This window comes from Arthrobacter sp. 10L430 (assembly GCF_056395245.1).
On record NZ_JBFTJD010000005.1, the window covers coordinates 188,641 to 208,166 of the forward strand.

Below are 19,526 nucleotides of genomic sequence, written 5' to 3' on the forward strand. Positions count from 1 at the left end.
CGTTGCGGGAACGATCCCGTCCGAGTTTACCCGTTGGAAAGGTCCCTGCCCCGCCATGACCAGGCATGAGCAGCTGCAGCGCAGGCTGGGTGTGTTCGACGCGACATCGATCGGACTCGGATCCATGCTTGGGGCCGGTGTCTTCGTGGTTTTTGCCCCCGCTGCCGGCCTGGCCGGAAAACTGCTCGTTGTTTCCATCGTCATCGCCGGGGCGGTCGCCTATTGCAACGCTGTGGCGTCCGCCCAGCTCGCGGCCAAGTACCCGCAAAGCGGCGGCACGTACATTTATGGCCGCCGGCAGCTGGGCGAATGGCCGGGGTTCCTCGCGGGATGGGCTTTTGTGACCGGCAAGACAGCCTCCTGCGCCGCCATGGCCCTCACGTTCGGGCAGTATGTCGCGCCGGGCTACGCCACGCCTGTAGCCGTCGCCGCGGTGACGGTGCTGACCGGCATCAATCTGCTGGGCATCACCCGGACGGCATTGTTGACGCGCATCCTGCTGGGCCTTGTGCTGGCCACCCTGGCCTTTGTTGCCGCGGCGGCCATCATCGGTCCACATCCTGCTGGTCCATATCCTGCCGGTGCTGTGTCCGCGGCGGATGTCGGCAGCGCCTGGGGCATCCTTCCCGCCGCCGGCCTGGTGTTCTTCGCGTTTGCCGGGTATGCACGGATTGCCACCCTCGGCGAAGAGGTGAAGGATCCGGCGAGGGTGATCCCTCGGGCCATCCTGGGCGCCCTCGCCGTGGCGTTTGCCATCTACCTGGGTCTGGCAGTGCTGCTTCTGGCCCACCTCCCGTTGGCACAACTGGCCTCATCGGCGGCCCCGCTTCTCGAAGCCGTGACCCACTCGCGGCTGGCTGCCGGCGCCCCCTTCGTGCAGGGCGGAGCTGCCGCCGGGTCCCTCGGAGCACTGCTGGCGCTCATTACCGGGGTAGGGCGCACGGCGATGGCCATGGCCCGGGAACGTGACCTGCCGGGTCCGCTTGCCCGGATCGGCGGACGCCACACGGTGCCCTTCGCCGCCGAACTGGCCGTGGCCGCCGTCGTGGTTTTGCTGTTGCTGACCAGCAGCGTGCTGACGGTGGTGGGTTTCTCCAGCTTCGGCGTACTCGTGTACTACGCCGTGGCCAATGCAGCGGCCTACACGCTCCGGGAGCGTCCCGGGCACGCACCGAAATGGCTCAATGCTGCCGGACTCGTGGGCTGCCTTGTCCTGGCCTTCACGCTGCCGCCGTCATCGGTCCTGGCCATGGCCGGCGTGTTGGCGGCGGGGGTCGCCGCCCGTGCGGTGGCGCTGCGGCTGCGCCGGAGGCTAGCCAGCAAGCGCTGACCGCTATTCAGGCGACACGCCGGTGACCTGGACGTGCAGGTCCTCGTCCGACGGCGTCCACGTCGCCGGATCGGCGTCGACCTGCACACCGGAGCGGATGTCCTTGACCTGGTGTTTGCCGTCGTCGTCGGTGAACCAGACAAACGGGATGCCGCGGCGGTCAGCAAACTTGATCTGCTTTCCGAACTTCTCGGCCTTGGCGGCGACTTCCGTGGCGATGCCCCGGCTGCGCAGCTGCGTGGCGACGTCCTGGGCCTCCCCCCAGGTGTCGTCGGCGTTCAGCGCGACCAGCACCGCCGTGGGCACGGAGCGGGAGGCCTTCGCGAGGTCCTGGCTGAGGATGCGCGAAACCAGCCGTGTGACCCCGATGGAGAGCCCGACGCCGGGGAACTTCCTGTTGCCTTTGCTTGCGAGGGCGTCATACCGGCCGCCGGAGCAGATGGACCCGAGCTGCTCGTGGCCCACGAGCACGGTTTCCACCACCGTGCCGGTGTAATAGTCCAGCCCTCGGGCGATGCTCAGATCGGCGACAACCTTGCCCGGAGCGCGCTTCACCGCCGCCTCGATGACCTGCTCAAGCTCATCCAGGCCCTCCTCGAGGAGCTCATTGCTCACGCCCAAGGAACGGACCTGCGCCACAAAGGACGTGTCCTCGGTCCGGATGCCGGCAAGCTTCAATGCCGCCTGAACCTGGTCATCCGTGGCGCCCAGCTCGGTCTTGAGGAGTTCGGCCACTTTGTCCGGGCCGATCTTTTCCAGCTTGTCGATGCTGCGGAGCACGCCGGCCGTGTCCGCCAGGCCGACGCCGCGGTAGAAACCTTCGGCAAGTTTCCTGTTGTTAATGCGGAGGCGGAAGTCCGGAATGGGGAGGGCGCCCAGCGCCTCGGCGATGACCAGCGCGATTTCGACGTCATAACGGAAGGGCAGGTCGCCGTCCCCCACCACGTCGATGTCTGCCTGGGTGAATTCGCGCGCGCGGCCCTCCTGCGGGCGCTCACCACGCCATACCTTCTGGATCTGGTAGCGCCGGAACGGGAACGCGAGATAGCCGGCGTTCTCCACGACGTAGCGCGCAAACGGAACCGTCAGGTCAAAGTGCAGGGCAAGTGCGTGGGGATCGTGCTTGCCTTTGCCTTCTTCGCCTTCGTCGTCCTGAAGCCGGCTGAGCCCGTATACCTCTTTGTCGATGTCGCCTTTGCGCAGCAACTGGCCCACGGTTTCAACCGCGCGCGTCTCAATGGAGGAAAAGCCATGGAGTTCAAAGGTACGCCGCAGGGTGTCCAGGACATGCTGCTCCACCAGCCGTTCCTCGGGAAGCCACTCGGGGAATCCGGACAGGGAGGCTGTGCGTGCCATGGTGGAGTTTCTCCTCAGGTAACCGACGACCGGAGTCCGCTGCGCAGTATTCCACGTCGCCATTTGGATCAAAAAGCGGCGGCAAGGGCGGGAGTCCAAGCTGTCATGCATAAACTATGTGCGGCAGTCAGTTTATGCTTTCGGCGCCGGCATCTCTAATGCGGCCGCCGGACCGTATGCTCTGCCGCTGTGCAGTTGCAGCCGGGGATGCCTTAATCGGGCGGCCCTGGCCGGCAGCCCGATCAACGAGGAGGACCTGTGGCGGCCAGTCCACGCGAAACGCGTGAAGCCAAGCGGCGCATCCAGCAGATGGAAGCCAAGCGCGAGCTTCGACGGGACCAGGAGAAGCGGCGAAGGCGGGACAACCTGATTGCGGGCGGCGCCGGAGCGGCGGCGGTGATACTCGCCGTCGTGCTTCAAATGGCGGTTTTTTCCGCAAACCCGACCGAAGAAGAGTTCGCGGCCGCGGAAGCAGGGCTGAACTCCCCCTCAGCTTCGACGTCCGCCGCGGCCACCAACGCCCCCAACATCCCCAAGCCGGAATCGGCCGCGGGCAAGGTGTTCACTGGCGCGCTGAAACTCAACCGCGGAAGCCTGGGCGTCCAGCTGGACGGTACCAAGGCGCCGCAGGCCGCCGCCGTCTTCAAGTCCCTTGCCGGCTCGGGCTACTACCAGGGCGTCAGCTGCCACCGCCTCACCATCGCGGACAACTTTGGCGTCCTGCAGTGCGGCTCCAAGACCGGAAACGGGCAGGGTGACCCGGCCTATACCTGGGGTCCGCTGGAAAACACTCCGGCGGACAACAAATACCCGGCCGGCACCATCGCGGTGGCCCGCACCGCCGGAAATGCCTACGGCAACGGCACCCAGTTCTTCATCGTGTACAAGGACACGGTAATTCCAGCCGACGCCGCCGGCGGTTATACGGTGGTGGGCAAAGTGACCTCGGGGCTGGATGTAGTCACGAAGATTGCGGCCGCGGGTCTTAAGAAGGGCGAAAACGCCACCGACGGCGCGCCTGCGGAACCAGTCACGATAGACTCGTTCTCTCTGAAGTAAGAAGCCCGCGTCCCAGGCGGCCAACGGTGTATTACGAGAGTATTTTCCTCCAAGCGAAAGACTTTTAGCGGTGACAGACAGTCAGAAATCCGACGAAACAGCAGCAGCAGACCTGATCGAGGTTCCGGCCCCTCCGGCCGAGCCCGCGGAGGCAGCTGCCGAAGGTACCCAGGCAGAAGAAGCACAGCCGGAGAGCGCAGAGACGGAGGGGGCTCCGGCCGAGGAAGCACCTGCTGAAGAGGCGGCTGCTGAGGCGGCCGAGGAAACCGCAACTGAGCAGCCCGCAGCGGAGGAAACCCCGTCTGAGCAGCCAGAAGCTGAGCAGCCCGTCGAAACTGAGGCAAGCGCTCCTGCTCCGCATCCCGTGCCGGCTCCCCGTCCGGCGCCGTCACCTGCAGCATTCGCTGCACGCCCCAAGGCAGGCCCCGCAGCCAACGTGGTGCCTGTTGCCGCGCCTTCCGCCACATCGCTCGCGGAAGCAGCCCGCTGGGGCCGGGTGGAAGGGGACGGTCACGTCTTCCTGACCATCGACGGCGAGGAACACCCTGTTGGTCAGTACCCCGATGTCAGCAACGACGAGGCCCTCGCCTACTTCGCCCGCAAGTATGACGACATCGTGGCCCAGATTGTCCTGCTGGAACAGCGGGTTGCCTCCAAGGCGCCCACTACGGACATGCAGAAGACCGTTACGCACCTGCGCGAGCAGCTCGCTGAGCGGAACATGGTGGGAGACATCCGCGCCGCCGAAGGCCGTCTGGACACGCTGTCCACGCAGATCACCGAACTCGAAAAGACCGAAAAAGCCCAGCATGACGCCGTCCGGGCAGCCGAGCTTGCCGCCCGGGAGGCCATCGTCGCCGAGGCCGAAGCCATTTCGGGAACCGATCCGGCGCAGATCCAGTGGAAGACTTCCAGCGCCAGGATGAACGAGCTGTTCGAAAGCTGGAAGACAGCGCAGAAGAGCGGCATCAGGCTGGGCCGGAGCAATGAGGACGCACTCTGGAAGCGGTTCCGGGCTGCCCGGACGGTTTTTGACCGTCACCGCCGTGCCTACTTCTCCCAGCTGGACAGCAACAACTCGGCCGCCAAGTCCGCCAAGGAAAAGCTAATCACCGAGGCGGAAGCGCTGTCCTCGTCCACCGACTGGGGATTCGCCGCCGGCGAATACCGCCGCCTCATGGACGAGTGGAAGGCATCACCACGCGCCAGCCGCAAGGACGACGACGCTCTCTGGGCCCGCTTCCGCGCCGCCCAGGACGTTTTCTTTACCAACCGCCAGGCTGCTAACGATGAGATTGACCAGGAATACGCCGCAAACCTGAAGGTGAAGGAAGCCCTCCTCGAGGAGGCCAACACTATTCTTCCCGTCAAGGACCTGGGCGCCGCCAAGAAGGCTCTCCAGTCCATCCGCGACCGCTGGGAGGATGCCGGAAAGGTGCCCCGCGCGGACATGGGACGCATCGAAGCCGGTCTGCGCCGGATTGAGGATGCCGTCCGCCAGGCCGAGGACGAAAACTGGCAGCGGTCTAACCCCGAAACCAAGGCCCGCACGAACAGCGCGCTGAGCCAGCTAGAGTCGGCAATCGCCGGACTCAAGGACGACCTGGTGAAGGCAGAGAAGGTAGGCGACCAGCGCAAGATCAAAGCCGCCCAGGAAGCCCTCGACGCCCGCCAGGCCTGGCTCGACCAGATCCAGCGGTCGGCCAGCGAGCTTTCCTAGTCAGTTTTTTGCAGGCCCCGCCCCGGTTATCCACATAGCCGGGTCGGGGCCTGTCCTCGTTCCGGGCCATTCCGGCAGGATTGCTGGATGACCCCGATATCGCGTCGGCCCGTCGCGGGGCCCGGCCAGCACTCCCCCGCACACCTGCTGGACCTCTATGCGCCGGGACAGCTGTTTTCCTGGCCCGAGTTGCAGTCCATGGCCGCCGACGGCGTACTGACCCACCTGTACCAGCATGGCTATACGCTGCCGGGAGCACCCTCTTCGCCGCAGCTGCGCGCGCGAGCCGCTGCGTTGGCCGTGCCGCCAGCCATCCGGCAGCGTGTGGTCGCAGGACGGATGACAGCCGCCTGGATCTACGGCTGCGCCCGTGAACCGGACCGCTTGGCCCTCCTGGTGGATGCCAAACGTCGGATCTCCAGCCTGCGGTCCACCCGCGGCTGCACTCTCCACGAGGTCCGGCTCGGCCCCTTCGACGTGGTCAGCCTGGGTGGCCTGATGGTTTCAAGCCCGCTGCGCACCGCGCTGGACGTCGCATTGCATGTCGACGCCGAGCGCGCGGTCCCCGCGCTGCGCCAGCTGCTGGAGCGGCCCGAGCTCGATGTCCGGCTCCGGCTCCTCTGCCTGGCCGTGGAGGCGACGCCCAGATTGCCCCACAAGAAGGCAGCGCTGGAAAAGCTCGCCCTAGCTTCGCCGGCGGTTGCCCGTGGTCCGATAGACATCGAAGACGCCGTCGATCCTCCGGACGGCGCTCAGGACGTGGCTCAGGTACTTGGGGTCGCCCATCTCGAAGGCAAACTTTGAGATGGCCACACGGTCGGTTGACGTGTGGACGCTCGCGGCGAGGATGTTCACGTGATTCTCGGACAGAATGCGGGTGACGTCGGACAGGAGCGACTTCCGGTCCAGCGCCTCCACCTGGATTTCCACGAGGAAAACGCTCGACTGGGTCGGAGCCCAGTCAACGTCCACAATCCTGTCGGGCTGGTCCTTGAGGTCGGAGATGTTGGTACAGTCCGTCCGGTGCACGGAAACACCCGAACCGCGAGTGACGAACCCGAGGATGGGGTCCGGCGGCACGGGGGTGCAACAGCGGGCCAGCTTGACCCACACGTCCCCCACACCGCGGACCACCACACCGGAGTCCGAGAAGCGGGCCTTGCTGACCTGCGTGGGAATGCTGACCTCGGTGAGGTCGTCGTCCGGGGTTTCGTTCCCGCCGAGGCTCTCGATGAGCTTTTCCATGACGGACTGCGCCGAGGTGTGCCCGTCTCCCACGCCCGCGTACAGCCCGGAGATGTCCACATATTTGAAATCCTCGGCCACAGCCGCGAGGGCATCATGGGTCATGAGGCGCTGCAGCGGCAGGTTTTGCTTCCGCATGGCGCGTGTCAGCAGTTCCTTGCCGCGGTCAATGGCCTCCTCGCGACGCTCCTTGCTGAACCACTGGCGGATCTTGTTCCGTGCGCGGGCGCTTTTGACGAAATGCTGCCAGTCCTGGCTGGGTCCCGCCCCCTCGGCCTTCGAGGTGAAGATCTCCACCCAGTCGCCGTGGTTGAGCTCGCTGTTGAGCGGCACCAGTTTTCCGTTGACTCTGGCCCCGATGGTCCGGTGGCCCACCTCGGTGTGCACCGCATAGGCAAAGTCCACGGGCGTGGATCCTGCCGGGAGCGCCATGACCTCGCCCTTGGGCGTGAACACGAAGACTTCCCGGGCGTTGATTTCGAAGCGCAGCGAATCCAGGAATTCACCGGGGTCGGACGTTTCCTGCTGCCAGTCCACCAGGGAACGGAGCCAGCCCATGTCGCCGTCGCGGGGACTCCCTGGCCCGGTGGCGGTGCGGTTCGGCTGGTCCTTGTACTTCCAGTGCGCCGCCACACCGTACTCCGCGCGCCGGTGCATCTCGTGCGTGCGGATCTGAATCTCGACGGGCTTGCCGCCCGGGCCGATCACTGTCGTGTGCAGCGACTGGTACATGTTGAACTTGGGCATGGCGATGTAGTCCTTGAACCGCCCGGGCAGCGGGTTCCACCGCGAATGCAGGGTCCCCAGCGCCGCGTAGCAGTCCCGGACGGAGTCCACCAGCACGCGGACACCCATGAGGTCGTTGATGTCGTCGAAGTCCTTGTCGCGGACAATCATCTTTTGGTAAATCGAGTAGTAGTGTTTGGGCCGGCCGGTAATGGTCGCCTTGATCTTGGCCGTGCGAAGATCGTCGGCAATCTGGTTCCGAATGACGCTGAGGCTCTTCTCGCGCTCAGGCGTCCGGTCACCCACCATGCGCACGATTTCCTCGTACACCTTGGGGTACAGCGCGGCGAAGGATAGGTCCTCGAGTTCCCACTTGATGGTGTTCATGCCGAGGCGATGCGCCAGCGGCGCGAAGATTTCCAGTGTTTCGCGGGCCTTGCGCGCCGAGGATTCCGCGGAGACGAAGCGCCAAGTCCGTGCGTTGTGCAGCCTGTCCGCAAGCTTGATCATGAGGACCCGGATGTCCTTGGCCATCGCCACGACCATCTTGCGGACCGTCTCCGACTGCGCGGCCTCGCCGAAGCTGACCTTGTCCAGCTTGGTCACGCCGTCCACCAGCATGGCCACTTCTGGGCCGAAGTCTGCCTTCAGGTCGGCGAGGGTGTAAGGCGTGTCTTCCACGGTGTCGTGGAGCAGTGCAGCCGCCAGCGTGGTGCCGCTGAGCCCGAGTTCCGCGAGGATGGTGGCCACGGCTACCGGGTGCGTGATGTAGGGATCGCCGCTCTTACGCTTCTGTCCCCGGTGGCTCTGCTCCGCGACCACGAAGGCGCGCTGGATGAGGTCAAAGTCCTCTTTAGGGTTGTTCGCCCGGACTGTCCGGAGCAGGGGCTCCAGGATGGGCGAATACGTCGCAGTGCTCCGGCCAGTCAGCCTCGCGAGCCGGGACCGGGTACGTTCACGGCGGCCAGGAAATGTGGGGCGCACGCCCGAGTTGTCCACCGGAACACCCGGACCGGGACGTCCGGCAGCCACCAGACCAGTCGGCGGGCCCTGGCCCGGACCGTTATCCCCGGCAGCCTCTGGCGCCGACGTCGAACGTTCTTCCAATGAAGCACCCCTCACGACCCATTTAATTATTCCAGTCTATTCCCGCCGCGGGCCGCCTCAATAACCGGAACGCTTCCCAGGGCCGGGACCCGACGCAAAAAGGCCGGACGCCGTCATCATGACGGCATCCGGCCTTCAGCTATCGCTGCTACGCCTTGGCTGGCTCGGCGGTGACCTTGGCGGCACTGTCTGCCCGCCGGTGCTCCACCCGTTGGGCCTGCTTGACGAGCAAAGGTTCTTTCTGGCGCAGCAAGGCATACATCGGCGCGGCGATGAAGATCGTTGCGGCCGTGCCGATGAGGATCCCGACGAACAGCGCCAGCGACAGGTCGCGGAGAGTTCCGGCACCGAGCAGTCCGGCACCGATGAACAGGATCGCACCCACGGGCAGGATGGCCACCATCATGGTGTTGATGGACCGCACCAGGGTCTGGTTGACCGCCAGGTTAACCTCCTCGGCAAACGTCCGTCGGGTGGAAGACTCGAGGTCCGCCGTGTTCTCGCGGATCTTGTCGAACACCACCACAGTGTCGTAGAGCGAGTAGCTGAGCACCGTCAGGAAGCCGATGATTGCCGAGGGCGTTACCTCGAAGTCACTCAGGGCATAGACGCCGGCCGTGATAAACATCGTCACGAGCATGCCCGAGATTGCCGAGAGCGACATCTTCCAGGTCCTGAAGTACAGGGCCATCAGGATGGTGGCGAGGGCAACGAACACCACGAGGCCAATCAGGGCCTGCTTGGTGACGTCAGCACCCCACGTGGGACCCACGAACGTGGACGTCACCTCGTTGTCCGTGACGCCGTACGCCGAGGTCAGGCCCTGCTTGATCTTGATGGTTTCATCGTCGGTGAGCTTGTCTGTCTGGATCCGCATCGTGTTGCCGGCGACGTTCGCGACCCTGGGGACGCTTCCCGCTACAACATCGTGCACCGCTTTTTCGCCCAGCGTCGCATCAGTGGTCTTGACGTTGGACACGGTGAATTCCGAGCCGCCGCGGAATTCAATACCCAGGTTGAACCCGCCCTTGGCGACCGGGATCAGAATGGACAGTGCAACGGCGGCGGCGGCAATCAGGAACCAGATCTTCTTGGAACCGACAAAGTTGTAGGAACGCTTGCCCGTGTAGAGCTCATTACCGAATTTGGCGAAACTGGACATTACTTGCCTTCCTTGGCCGGGCCCTTGGAGGAACCCGCAAGCTGGTCCTGCTGCTCAGCGCGGCGGCGTTCAGCGATGGTCATCCGGCGTTCCGCCTCAGCGGCTGCGCCCGTGTTCTTTGCCCGTACCACGGACGGCTTGTCGTCCGGGGTCCGGATCCTGCCGGCGCCCCGGTACAGCGGAACCGCGCCGAGACGCTCAGGGTCAAGGCCGGAGAACTTGTGGCCTTCGCCGAAGAACCGCGTGCGAGCCAGCTGCTGCAGCGTCGGGTGCGTGAACATGAACACGACGATGAGGTCAGCGATGGCTGTCAGGCCAAGGGTGAACGCAAAGCCCCGGACGTTGCCCACGGCCACGAAGTACAGCACGAGCGCCGCCAGGAGGTTGACTGCCTTGGAGGCAAGGACTGTGCGCTTGGCCCGCTTCCAGCCGTTTTCCACGGCGGAGACGAGGCCGCGGCCTTCACGCAGCTCATCGCGGATGCGCTCGAAGTAGACAATGAACGAGTCCGCGGTCTGGCCGATGGACACGATGATGCCGGCCACACCGGCGAGGGACAGCCGGTAGTTTTCGGTCCAGCCGAGGATGGCAATGGCCAGGTATGTCAGGGCACCTGCCACCACGAGGGAAGCGATCGTGACAAATCCGAGGGCGCGGTACTGGAACAGGGAGTAGACGACCACGAGCAGGAGCCCGATCAGGCCGGCCAGCAGACCCATGCGGAGCTGCTCGCCGCCGAGGGTCGCCGAGATCTGCTGCTCGCTCTGGATGTCGAAGCTGATCGGCAGGGCACCGAAGCGCAGCTGGTCGGACAGCGCCTTGGCTGACTTCTCGGTGAATCCGCCGGTGATCTGCGGACGGCCGTCGGTGATGACCGCCTGCGACCGCGGCGCGGAGATGACCTGGTCGTCCAGGACGATGGCGAACTGCGATTTCGGGTCCGAGCCGGTTTCCCCGCCGGCCGTCACATAGAACTGGTTCAGGCGCTCGGTGACCGTCTTGAACTTGGCCGTGCCCTCGCCGTTGAACTGGATGTTAACGGCCCACTCGTTGGTGACGGCACCCTGCGCGCCCTGCTGGAGCTGGAAAGTGGACCCCTGGATCTCCACACCCTTGACCTCCACGGGGCCCAGGATGTATTTGATCGCGGGGGTCTGATCGGTGGCAGGCTCGCAGGTCACCAGCGGCTTGGCGGGATCGGAACGCTGCTGCTTGTCCTGCTCCGGCTTGGCACAGTCGAGTGCCTCGAACTGCTTCTGGACGTCAGCCGTAATCCAGTTGGAGTCACTGCCGTTCTGCGGCTTCGCCGTGGGCTTTGGCAGTTTTGCCGCCGGGGTGCGCTGCGCTGCGGGAACCGCCGCGCCGGGGCCCGTTACCAGAACGGGGCGGAAGTTCATGTCCGCCGAAGCCTGGATCAGGGCACGGGTCTCTGCGGAAGGGGTTCCGGGGAGGCTGACCACCACGTTGCGGCCGGACTGGGTGCTGATTTCAGCTTCCGCAACGCCCGAGCCGTCCACGCGCTGACGGATGATCGCCACGGCCTGGTTGAGCTGCTCCTCGTTGATGTCCGAACCGCCCTCGACCTTGGGCGCCAGGATCATCTGGGTACCGCCTTCGAGGTCCAGCGCGAGCTTGGGTGCCCAGCTTGCCTTTCCGGCCATGGTGCCGCCCGCAAGGACGGCCGTCAGGACAGCCAGGATTACGCCAAGCCAGACCAGCACCCGGAGGGATGGTTTCTTGCGGCCAGTTCGTGCCATTGTCGATCTTTCTATTAATTACGGAGGAGCCGACGGTGCGGGTCAGACACGCTCCGGCGGCCGCCCGCAGCCGTAGATTTGGTACTTAGCGGGACAGAACGCGGCGGCGGACTAAATGTCCTTTTTACCTTCATCGTTGAGGCGCTTCAGGGTCTCGTCCGGGGTTTCGTTGACCGCCGCAGCGTTTGTGTCATCATCGGCGGTGAGGGACGACGCGTCGTCGGGAACTGTCTGCGTCTCGGCGGCGGGCTCGACGATCTTCGTGACGGACTGGCGGTGGACAGTGGCCACGTTGCCCGGTGACAGTTCGAGAAGAACCTTGTTGTTTTCGTCGTCGATCGACACGATGCGGCCGTAGAGGCCGAAACTCGTCATGACCTCGATGCCCGGCGCAAACTGCGACTGGAGCGTGGCCTGCTGCTGCTGTGTCTTCTTGTTGCGGCGGAACATCATGAAGATGAAGAGGCCGAGCATGACGAACAGCAGGATGGTCATGATGTCGATGCCGCCGCCTGCCTGCGGCTGGGCCTGGGCAGAAATATGTCCGAACACGGGGTAGTTCCGTTCTGTACTTGCATAGCTGGTTGACGGCAGCGTCCGTCCCGCACCGCGTTCTCGGGCCAACTCAATGGCCGGCAGCGGCGGCCTGTTGGGGCCAACCACGTAAACAAGACACGAAAACAAAGACACGGACGTGCCGAGCGTCATTCCAGTCTAGAGGGAAAGCTGGAAGGACGCTGCTATTGCGTGCTGGAAATCCGTTCGGACGGTGTTTGTTCATCAGCCGCACCGTCGTCGAACAGGTCCAAGGTCTCCTGGCCGAACACGCCGGCGGGAACGGCGAAGCCCAGATGGGTCCAGGCCGGGGCCATGGCAATACGGCCCCGGGGCGTGCGCCCCAGCAGTCCCTCGCGGACCAGATACGGCTCCGCCACAGTCTCGACAGTCTCCGGTTCTTCCCCCACGGCGATGGCGAGAGTCGACAGGCCGACGGGCCCGCCGCCGAACTTGGTGATGAGCGCCTCCAGGACTGCCCGGTCCAGGCGGTCCAGCCCGCGTTTGTCCACCTCGTACATGTCCAAGGCGGCGGACGCCGACCGGGCGTCAATCTGTTCGATCCCGTGGACCAGTGCCCAGTCCCTTACACGGCGCAGCAGCCGGTTGGCTATGCGCGGAGTACCCCGTGATCTGCCCGCGATTTCGCTGAAGCCCGCGGAGTTCACCTTGAGGTCTAGGAGTCCCGCCGATCTGCGCAGCACGAGCTCGAGCTCTTCGACGGAATAGAACTCCAGGTGCCCCGTGAACCCGAACCTGTCGCGCAGCGGCCCCGGCAGCAGCCCGGCGCGGGTGGTGGCGCCGACCAGGGTGAAGGCCGGCAGCTCCAGCGGGATGGCCGTCGCACCGGCCCCCTTGCCCACCACAATGTCTACGCGGAAGTCCTCCATGGCCATGTAGAGCATTTCCTCCGCAGGCCGGGACATCCGGTGGATTTCATCCAGGAAGAGGACCTCACCCTCGGAGAGGGAAGAAAGGATGGCAGCAAGGTCGCCGGCGTGCTGGATGGCGGGGCCGCTGCTGATCCGCAGAGGGGCATTCATCTCCGCGGCGACAATCATGGCCAGCGTGGTTTTGCCCAGACCCGGCGGACCGGAGAAAAGCACGTGGTCGGCGCTGCGGCCCCGCATGCGGGACGCCTGCAGCACGAGGGAGAGCTGCTTGCGGACCCGGTGCTGGCCCACGAAGTCGTGCAGGTTCTTGGGCCGCAGGGCGGCCTCGATAACTCTTTCCTCGGGTTCCTCTCCCCCGGCCACGAGGGACGGTTCAGCCACGGCTGCCTACCCTGTTGCCGGCGCGGGCGCCGTCCTGGCCAAGCCAGCGCAGGGTGGTCCGCAGGATCTCGGCCACGTTGCCCTGGTCTGCCAGATCAGGTGCATCCGCCAGCGCCTTGTCGATGCTGCCAGTGGCGTCCTTTTCGGACCAGCCGAGGCTGGTCATGGCAGCGACCACCTGCGGCTTCCAGACCGACTCGCCGGACGGCGCCGGGGCCGAACTCGGCGCAGTGCCGTGGGGCACCAGCTTTCCGGCCAGTTCCAGCACGATGCGGCCGGCAACCTTCGGGCCGATGCCTGGAACCTTGGTGAATGTCTTGCTGTCACCGGTGTGTGCAGCCACCCGGATCGCTTCCGGGTCATGGACGGCCAGGACCGCCAGGGCAAGCCGCGGACCCACGCCGCTGACGCTGAGCAGGACGTCGAAGACCTCGCGTTCGTCGTCGCTGGCGAAGCCGAACAGGGTCAGGGAATCCTCCCGCACGATCAGGGATGTGAAGAGTTTCCCTTCCTCGCCTGTGCGGAGCCTGGTGAGGGTCTGCGGCGTGGCGTGGACACTCATGCCGGCGCCGTTGAGATCGATCACGGCGGTGGACAGGCCAACGTGCGCTACGGTTCCGCGGAGAAAACTTATCAAGGCCGGGCTCCTGAACTACCGCCGGCCCAAGAACCGACTATCCGAACATATCTACGAATACCCTAGCAAGGGCCGCGGACAATCAGCGCGCACGGCGCGCCTTGGCCTCCGCCTCGGCCCAGGCGCGCTGGGCCGGAGTCAGCGACTGGCTGCCCGGGCCGGTGGTGGCAACCGTGGCCCCGCTGCCGGCCCGCCACGCATGCGTGATGGCGAGGGCAAGCGCATCGGCGGCGTCGGCGGGACGCGGCGGGGAGTCCAGCCGCAGAATCTTGGTCACCAGTTTGGTGACGGCATCCTTATTAGACGTTCCGCTGCCCGTCACCGCCGCTTTGACTTCCGACGGCGTGTGGAGCGCCACCGGGATGCCCCTCCGGGCGGCCGCGGCAATCACGACGCCGGAGGCCTGGGCCACGCCCATGACCGTGCTGACGTTGAGCTGGGAGAAGACCCGCTCCACCGCCAGCACGTGCGGTTCGTACCGGTCGAGCCAGTCATCGATGGCGAGGGCGATGACAAGGAGGCGCTGATCCAGCGTCTCCTCTGGAGACGTCCCCACCACGCCCACCGCCACCATGGTGGCGCGGCGGTTCTTTTCGACGTCCACCACGCCGATGCCGCACCGTGTGAGGCCCGGATCGACGCCGAGGACGCGAAGGGTCACTCGGCTTCCAGTGCGGCCTGCACTTCGTCGCTGAGGTCGGCGTTGCTGTAGACGTTCTGGACGTCGTCAAGCTCTTCCAGGGCGTCAACCAGCTTCATGAACTTCTTGGCCGCATCCAGGTCGAGGGGCACCTCCATGGACGGAACGAATTCCGCCTCATCGGTGTCGTATTCAATGCCGGCTTCCTTGAGGGCGTCACGGATGGCCTGCAGGTCTGTCGGCTCCGAGTGGATCTCAAAGGTCTCGCCGTTGTCCTTGACTTCCTCGGCACCGGCGTCCAGCACGGCCATCAGGACGTCGTCCTCGCCGAGGCCGTTCTTGGGCAAGGTCACCACGCCCTTGCGGGAAAAGAGGTAACTGACAGAACCAGGATCGGCGATGGTGCCGCCGTTGCGGGAAATGGCGAGCCGGACCTCGGACGCGGCACGGTTCTTGTTGTCCGTGAGGCATTCGATCAGCAGCGCAGAGCCCTGCGGGCCTCGGCATTCGTACATGATCTCCGTGTAGTCCACGACTTCGCCGGTGAGGCCTGCGCCGCGCTTGATGGCACGGTCGATATTGTCGGCGGGGACCGAGGTCTTCTTCGCCTTCGTTACTGCCAGTTCCAGGCTGGGGTTGCCGGCCAGGTCCGGGCCGCCCATGCGTGCCGCGACTTCGATGTTCTTGATCAGCTTGGCGAACGACTTTGCCCGGCGGCTATCAAGGATGGCCTTCTTGTGCTTGGTCGTTGCCCATTTGGAGTGGCCTGACATGCTTTACGCTTCTCCTCTGATCATGCGGATAAAAAGTTCATGTACGCGCTTCTCCCCCGTCACTTCCGGGTGGAAGGAGGTGGCCAGCAGATGGCCTGAACGCACTGCAACAATTCTAGCTGTCCCTTGCAGATCGGCTGTGTGGGAGGCGTGGGCAGGATCCGCCGGCTCCACCTGGGCCAGCACGTCGACGCCCGGTCCTACGCGCTCCACCCACGGTCCCCGGATGAACACTGCGTGCACGGGCGCCACGCCATTTTCGGTGGCGCTGAAGTCCAGGCCCTTGAAATCCAGATCGGTCTCGAACGATTCGCGCTGGCGGCCGAACGCGTTGCGCCGCACAGTGATGTCGAGTCCGCAGAAGGTCTGCTGGGGATTTCCGGCGAGATCGGTGGCAGGGTCGGCAATGTCATCCGCGAGCAGGATCATTCCGGCACAGGACCCGTAGACCGGAAGGCCATCCGCAATGTGCTTGCGGAGCGGTTCGGCGAGTTCGAAGGCCCGCGCCAGCTTGTCGATGGCGGTGGATTCGCCGCCGGGAATAATGAGCCCGTCCAGGCCGTCAAGCTCCGCGGGCCGGCGGACTCCGACGCCGGTGGCACCGGCCGCTTCGACGGCACGAAGGTGCTCGCGGAAATCGCCCTGGAGCGCCAGGACGCCGATGCGCAAGCCAGAACCGGCACCCGGGGGAACGCGGGGAACCGCGGCAGAAAGGGGATTGGTCATCCAAATATCATAGTGTCCCGGATACCGGGCGACGCCCCCGCCCGCCCTGCCTGGCCTCATTGCATGCCGCTGCTGGGATATATTACAGAGCATGTTTTCCTTCAGCGTTCCGCTCGGCAAGCTCGTCCGCCGGGTTTCCCGGCTCAGGGGCGGAGGCTCCGCTCTTCCCGGGCTTGTGGTCGAAAAAATCGATCCAGGCTTCATGCAGCGGACACTGTCCACACTCCCTCATGGCGTGGCGGTGGTGAGCGGAACCAACGGCAAGACAACAACCACCAAAATGGTGGTGGAGCTGCTGGAAAGCCAGGGGCTGAAGGTCTTCACCAACCGCACCGGCAGCAACTTCACCAGGGGCGTGGCCGCCGCACTGCTGGGCGAGGTGGACTGGCGCGGCCGCCTCGAGGCGGACATCGCCGTGCTTGAGCTCGACGAGGCCCACGCCGTGCACTTCGTCAACCGGGTTCCGCCGCGGTTCAGCCTCCTGCTGAACGTACTGCGCGACCAGCTGGACCGCTTCGGGGAAATCGATAAGACCGCCCAGCTGCTTCAGCACATCGCCTCCAAAACCACGGGGACTGTGGTCCTGAACCGTGAGGATCCGCGCGTAGCCCGGATCGCCGCGACCCTGGACGGCCCCGAGGTCCGTTACTTCGGACTGGACGACTCCCTCCTCAGCACCTTCCCCAACGACGACGAACTCCGCGCCGGTCCCGGCAGCCCTGCACCGGCGGCCCTGCCGCAAAAGCCGCCTGCCGACGTCGTCCTTCGACGGGTGGGGGCGGACAACGCCGATTTTGAGTACGATGGCGCCACGGTCACCACCGGGATGAAGCTCCGGGGTGTCTACAACATCTTCAATGCGGCCGCGGCCCTGACCCTGGCACGCAGCATCTGCGGCGGGGACTCCGCGGCGCCGGACCACGCCGCACTGCTGACGGCCCTGTCCCAGGTGGCGCCGGCCTTCGGCCGCGGTGAGAGCCTCGTCGTGGACGGCCTCCCCTTGGACCTCGTGCTGGTCAAGAACCCGAGCGGTTTCCGGCTGGGCCTCCAGTCCTTCCCGGCGGGCGGCTACGCCACCATGATCGCGATCAACGACAACTACGCGGACGGCCGCGATATGTCGTGGCTGTGGGACGTGGATTTTGAGTCGCTGCAGGATGACGGTGTGGATCAGTTGACCGGCTCCCGCGCTTACGACATGGCACTGCGGCTGCAGTATGACGAGGTCAGCATCAGAGCAGTGCAGACGGACATCGCCCCCGCGCTGGCCGACTTCATCCGCAACGCCCAAGGCAAGCCGAAGCGCGTCTTCTGCACCTACACTGCCATGCTCGCCATCCGCCGCGAACTGTCCAAAATCACCACAGTGGAGGTAGTCTCTTGACCGCCGATTCGGGACACGCTCCCCCGACAACCCCGTCCGCGGACGCCAGCAAAGGCACCATCCGGGTCCTGCAGCTGTATCCCCGCGACATGAACATCTACGGCGACTGGGGCAATGCCCTGGTCCTGCAACAGCGGCTGAAATGGCACGGCTACACTCCAGAACTGCTTGAGTACAACGTGGGGGACGAATTCCCTGACGATGTGGACCTCATTGTCGGCGGCGGCGGGCAGGACAGCGGGCAGTTGGTCATTCAAGACGACCTGCAGTCGCGCGCGGAAACCCTCAGGGGCCTCGCGGAGGACGACACGCCCATGCTGCTGATCTGCGGGACGTACCAGCTGTTCGGGCGCTTCTTCAAGACACGTTCCGGGTCGGTCATTCCCGGCATCGGTGTTCTTGACGTGGAAACGCACGGCACGGATGAACGGCTGATCGGCAATGTCAAGGTCACAACGACGGAGTTCGGCGAGGTTCTCGGCTATGAGAACCACAGCGGCCAGACCACTCTCGGCCCGGGCGTGGCGCCGCTTGGCACCGTACCCAAGGGAACCGGCAACAACAGCAAAGACGGGCAGGAGGGCGCCCGCTACCGCAACATCGTGGCGAGCTACCTTCACGGATCGCTGCTCCCCAAGAACCCGGCCATCGCTGACTACCTGATCCGGACCGCCGTCGAACGCAAGTATGGGAGCTTCACGCCCGGCGGACCGGATGACCGCTATGCGGTTCTTGCCCGCGAGCACGCAACCCGCCGTCCGCGTTAGGCGGGACGCCCGTCCAAGCGGGTCAGCGCCCCTTGCTGATGAGCAGTTCGTGGGCCCCCGCCGTGGCGGCACCCATCGACTCCACCACCGATTTGGTCCGCTGCCGCGTCTCGGCGTCCGCCGCCGGGCTGGCACAGACGCCCTGCGGCGCGTCCGAAGCCACTGAACACCAGCGGTAGGGAGCATTGACAATGACGGACGGCGCCCAGCCGAGGTCAGAGGCTGTCCATTTTCCCGTGGCGTCCTGGCTGAACTGGGCGCGCACGAGCAGCCCCTCGTTGTTGACCACGTAGGTGGGCGAAAGTTCCGTCACTCCGTTGCCCAGGCCGTACACGATCCAGGTGCCCTTGTATTTCTCAATGGGCAACACCGAGTGCGTGTGATGGCCGTAGACCATGGTGAACTGGCCGCTGTCCACCAGGGCGTGCGCCACGTCCTGCTGTTGCGCATTCGGGGCGCTGGCATACTCGTCTCCGGCGTGCATGACGCCCAGCACAATATCGGCGCCGAGTTTTCTGGCCTTCTTCGCTTTCGCGATCATCGCCGGGGCGTCGAGCATGTCCACCTGCCAGGCCTGCTCCGGGATCTGACCGTTCAGGCCATAGGCGGCCTCAATGACGGCAACCTTTGCGGCCGGCGTCTGCAGGATGAGGACGCCCTGGGACTCCACGGCCGTCCGGTACGACCCCGTGTGCTCGAGCCCCGACGCGTCGAGGACGTCCAGCGTCCGCACGAGGCCCTCCGTGCCCTGGTCAATCGTATGGTTGCTGGCCGTGGTGCACGCGCGGTAGCCCACCGCCTTGGACGCGGCGATGATCTGTGGCGGCACGTTGAAGGAAGGATAGGCGGAGAACGGTCCCTGCGGAAGCGCCACAGGCGTTTCCTGGTGGCAGATGGCGAGATCGCTCTTGTCGATATACCGCCGCTGCCCCTCCAGCAGCGGACCGAAGTCAAGACCCTTGGCGCCGGTTGCCAGTGCGTCCTGCCGTGCCTGCTCCCACAACTGGGCATGGACCAGCATGTCGCCGGTGACCAGGACGGACGTACAACGGATGGCGGTGCACGCTGGGCCGGCGCCCGGCGTCGGGGTCGGTTTGGGAGTAGGGGCAGCGGCGGCGGACGCGGCCGAACTGCCCGGCGCCGCGCTGACGGTGTTCGGGGGGCTGGCCTGCCTGGCGTCCTGAGGCCTGCCTTGTTCGGCAATCACGCCGCAGGACGCCAGTGATGCAACAAGTGCTGCCGCGGCGGCAGCACGGGCCGTCCGGTGGAAAAGTACGCTCCCTGAGTTCCCCATGGTCGCAATCCTAC

The 19,526-nt window shown here is 65.4% G+C and carries 17 protein-coding genes; 6 read left to right on the forward strand and 11 right to left on the reverse strand.

What is annotated here, in order from left to right:
* Window positions 1-55: 55 nt before the first annotated feature.
* Window positions 56-1,330 (forward strand): APC family permease, encoded by a 1,275-nt coding sequence (locus tag AC1DDG_RS07360; protein ID WP_230118017.1) that lies wholly within the window; start codon window positions 56-58, stop codon window positions 1,328-1,330.
* Window positions 1,331-1,333: 3 nt separating this feature from the next.
* Here AC1DDG_RS07360 and hisS read toward each other — a convergent pair whose 3' ends face one another.
* Entirely contained in the window at window positions 1,334-2,686 is a 1,353-nt protein-coding gene (gene hisS / locus AC1DDG_RS07365) for a histidine--tRNA ligase (protein WP_230118018.1), read from the reverse strand.
* Window positions 2,687-2,944: 258 nt separating this feature from the next.
* On the opposite strand from hisS, the gene AC1DDG_RS07370 reads away from it, so the two are divergent.
* From AC1DDG_RS07370 to AC1DDG_RS07380, 3 genes are all read left to right on the forward strand, one after another.
* The gene (locus AC1DDG_RS07370; protein ID WP_476875520.1) at window positions 2,945-3,745 is read left to right on the forward strand and encodes a peptidylprolyl isomerase; all 801 of its coding nucleotides are present in this window, start codon (window positions 2,945-2,947) and stop codon (window positions 3,743-3,745) included.
* Between the two features lie 70 nt (window positions 3,746-3,815).
* Window positions 3,816-5,465, forward strand: a complete 1,650-nt coding sequence (locus tag AC1DDG_RS07375) for a DUF349 domain-containing protein (RefSeq protein ID WP_230118020.1) — start codon at window positions 3,816-3,818, stop codon at window positions 5,463-5,465.
* Between the two features lie 87 nt (window positions 5,466-5,552).
* Window positions 5,553-6,269 carry a hypothetical protein gene (locus tag AC1DDG_RS07380; protein WP_476875521.1) on the forward strand — a complete coding sequence of 239 codons (717 nt, stop codon included), beginning with the start codon at window positions 5,553-5,555 and terminating at the stop codon, window positions 6,267-6,269.
* On the opposite strand, the gene AC1DDG_RS07385 is transcribed toward AC1DDG_RS07380, so the two are convergent.
* From AC1DDG_RS07385 to pdxT, 9 genes are all read right to left on the reverse strand, one after another.
* The gene (locus AC1DDG_RS07385) at window positions 6,150-8,543 is read right to left on the reverse strand and encodes a RelA/SpoT family protein (RefSeq protein ID WP_230118022.1); all 2,394 of its coding nucleotides are present in this window, start codon (window positions 8,541-8,543) and stop codon (window positions 6,150-6,152) included. The genes AC1DDG_RS07380 and AC1DDG_RS07385 overlap by 120 nt on opposite strands.
* A 148-nt stretch (window positions 8,544-8,691) precedes the next feature.
* Window positions 8,692-9,705 (reverse strand): protein translocase subunit SecF, encoded by a 1,014-nt coding sequence (secF, locus tag AC1DDG_RS07390; protein WP_230118023.1) that lies wholly within the window; start codon window positions 9,703-9,705, stop codon window positions 8,692-8,694.
* Window positions 9,705-11,462 carry a protein translocase subunit SecD gene (secD, locus tag AC1DDG_RS07395; protein ID WP_476875522.1) on the reverse strand — a complete coding sequence of 586 codons (1,758 nt, stop codon included), beginning with the start codon at window positions 11,460-11,462 and terminating at the stop codon, window positions 9,705-9,707. The genes secF and secD overlap by 1 nt, the downstream gene beginning before the upstream one ends.
* A gap of 111 nt (window positions 11,463-11,573) precedes the next feature.
* Window positions 11,574-11,957 (reverse strand): preprotein translocase subunit YajC, encoded by a 384-nt coding sequence (yajC, locus tag AC1DDG_RS07400; protein ID WP_476875673.1) that lies wholly within the window; start codon window positions 11,955-11,957, stop codon window positions 11,574-11,576.
* Between the two features lie 245 nt (window positions 11,958-12,202).
* Complete coding sequence (gene ruvB / locus AC1DDG_RS07405; RefSeq protein ID WP_476875523.1) at window positions 12,203-13,291, reverse strand: Holliday junction branch migration DNA helicase RuvB; 1,089 nt, start codon at window positions 13,289-13,291, stop codon at window positions 12,203-12,205.
* On the reverse strand, window positions 13,284-13,928 hold the full coding sequence (gene ruvA / locus AC1DDG_RS07410) for a Holliday junction branch migration protein RuvA (RefSeq protein WP_476875524.1): 645 nt from the start codon (window positions 13,926-13,928) through the stop codon (window positions 13,284-13,286). Before ruvA ends, ruvB begins: the two co-directional genes overlap by 8 nt.
* Window positions 13,929-14,010: 82 nt before the next feature.
* Window positions 14,011-14,589: a crossover junction endodeoxyribonuclease RuvC gene (ruvC, locus tag AC1DDG_RS07415; protein ID WP_230118027.1), complete on the reverse strand. Its 579-nt coding sequence runs from the start codon at window positions 14,587-14,589 to the stop codon at window positions 14,011-14,013.
* Window positions 14,586-15,341: a YebC/PmpR family DNA-binding transcriptional regulator gene (locus tag AC1DDG_RS07420; protein WP_230118028.1), complete on the reverse strand. Its 756-nt coding sequence runs from the start codon at window positions 15,339-15,341 to the stop codon at window positions 14,586-14,588. Before AC1DDG_RS07420 ends, ruvC begins: the two co-directional genes overlap by 4 nt.
* 3 nt (window positions 15,342-15,344) lie before the next feature.
* Window positions 15,345-16,067 (reverse strand): pyridoxal 5'-phosphate synthase glutaminase subunit PdxT, encoded by a 723-nt coding sequence (gene pdxT, locus AC1DDG_RS07425; protein ID WP_476875525.1) that lies wholly within the window; start codon window positions 16,065-16,067, stop codon window positions 15,345-15,347.
* 91 nt (window positions 16,068-16,158) lie between these two features.
* On the opposite strand from pdxT, the gene AC1DDG_RS07430 reads away from it, so the two are divergent.
* Window positions 16,159-17,451 carry a MurT ligase domain-containing protein gene (locus tag AC1DDG_RS07430; protein WP_476875526.1) on the forward strand — a complete coding sequence of 431 codons (1,293 nt, stop codon included), beginning with the start codon at window positions 16,159-16,161 and terminating at the stop codon, window positions 17,449-17,451.
* Entirely contained in the window at window positions 17,448-18,218 is a 771-nt protein-coding gene (locus AC1DDG_RS07435) for a type 1 glutamine amidotransferase (protein WP_476875527.1), read from the forward strand. Before AC1DDG_RS07430 ends, AC1DDG_RS07435 begins: the two co-directional genes overlap by 4 nt.
* 22 nt (window positions 18,219-18,240) lie before the next feature.
* Here the strand turns inward: AC1DDG_RS07435 and AC1DDG_RS07440 are convergent, their stop codons facing one another.
* Window positions 18,241-19,512, reverse strand: a complete 1,272-nt coding sequence (locus AC1DDG_RS07440; RefSeq protein ID WP_476875528.1) for a CapA family protein — start codon at window positions 19,510-19,512, stop codon at window positions 18,241-18,243.
* Window positions 19,513-19,526: the final 14 nt, after the last annotated feature.

What these genes read in the sequence shown, in the direction of transcription:
- AC1DDG_RS07360 (WP_230118017.1), top strand. Translation starts at nt 56, where the DNA reads ATGACCAGGCATGAGCAGCTGCAGCGCAGGCTGGGTGTGTTCGACGCG.
- hisS (WP_230118018.1), bottom strand. Translation starts at nt 2,686, where the DNA reads ATGGCACGCACAGCCTCCCTGTCCGGATTCCCCGAGTGGCTTCCCGAG.
- AC1DDG_RS07380 (WP_476875521.1), top strand. Translation starts at nt 5,553, where the DNA reads ATGACCCCGATATCGCGTCGGCCCGTCGCGGGGCCCGGCCAGCACTCC.
- secF (WP_230118023.1), bottom strand. Translation starts at nt 9,705, where the DNA reads ATGTCCAGTTTCGCCAAATTCGGTAATGAGCTCTACACGGGCAAGCGT.
- secD (WP_476875522.1), bottom strand. Translation starts at nt 11,462, where the DNA reads ATGGCACGAACTGGCCGCAAGAAACCATCCCTCCGGGTGCTGGTCTGG.
- yajC (WP_476875673.1), bottom strand. Translation starts at nt 11,957, where the DNA reads ATGACCATCCTGCTGTTCGTCATGCTCGGCCTCTTCATCTTCATGATG.
- AC1DDG_RS07420 (WP_230118028.1), bottom strand. Translation starts at nt 15,341, where the DNA reads ATGTCAGGCCACTCCAAATGGGCAACGACCAAGCACAAGAAGGCCATC.
- pdxT (WP_476875525.1), bottom strand. Translation starts at nt 16,067, where the DNA reads ATGACCAATCCCCTTTCTGCCGCGGTTCCCCGCGTTCCCCCGGGTGCC.
- AC1DDG_RS07430 (WP_476875526.1), top strand. Translation starts at nt 16,159, where the DNA reads ATGTTTTCCTTCAGCGTTCCGCTCGGCAAGCTCGTCCGCCGGGTTTCC.
- AC1DDG_RS07440 (WP_476875528.1), bottom strand. Translation starts at nt 19,512, where the DNA reads ATGGGGAACTCAGGGAGCGTACTTTTCCACCGGACGGCCCGTGCTGCC.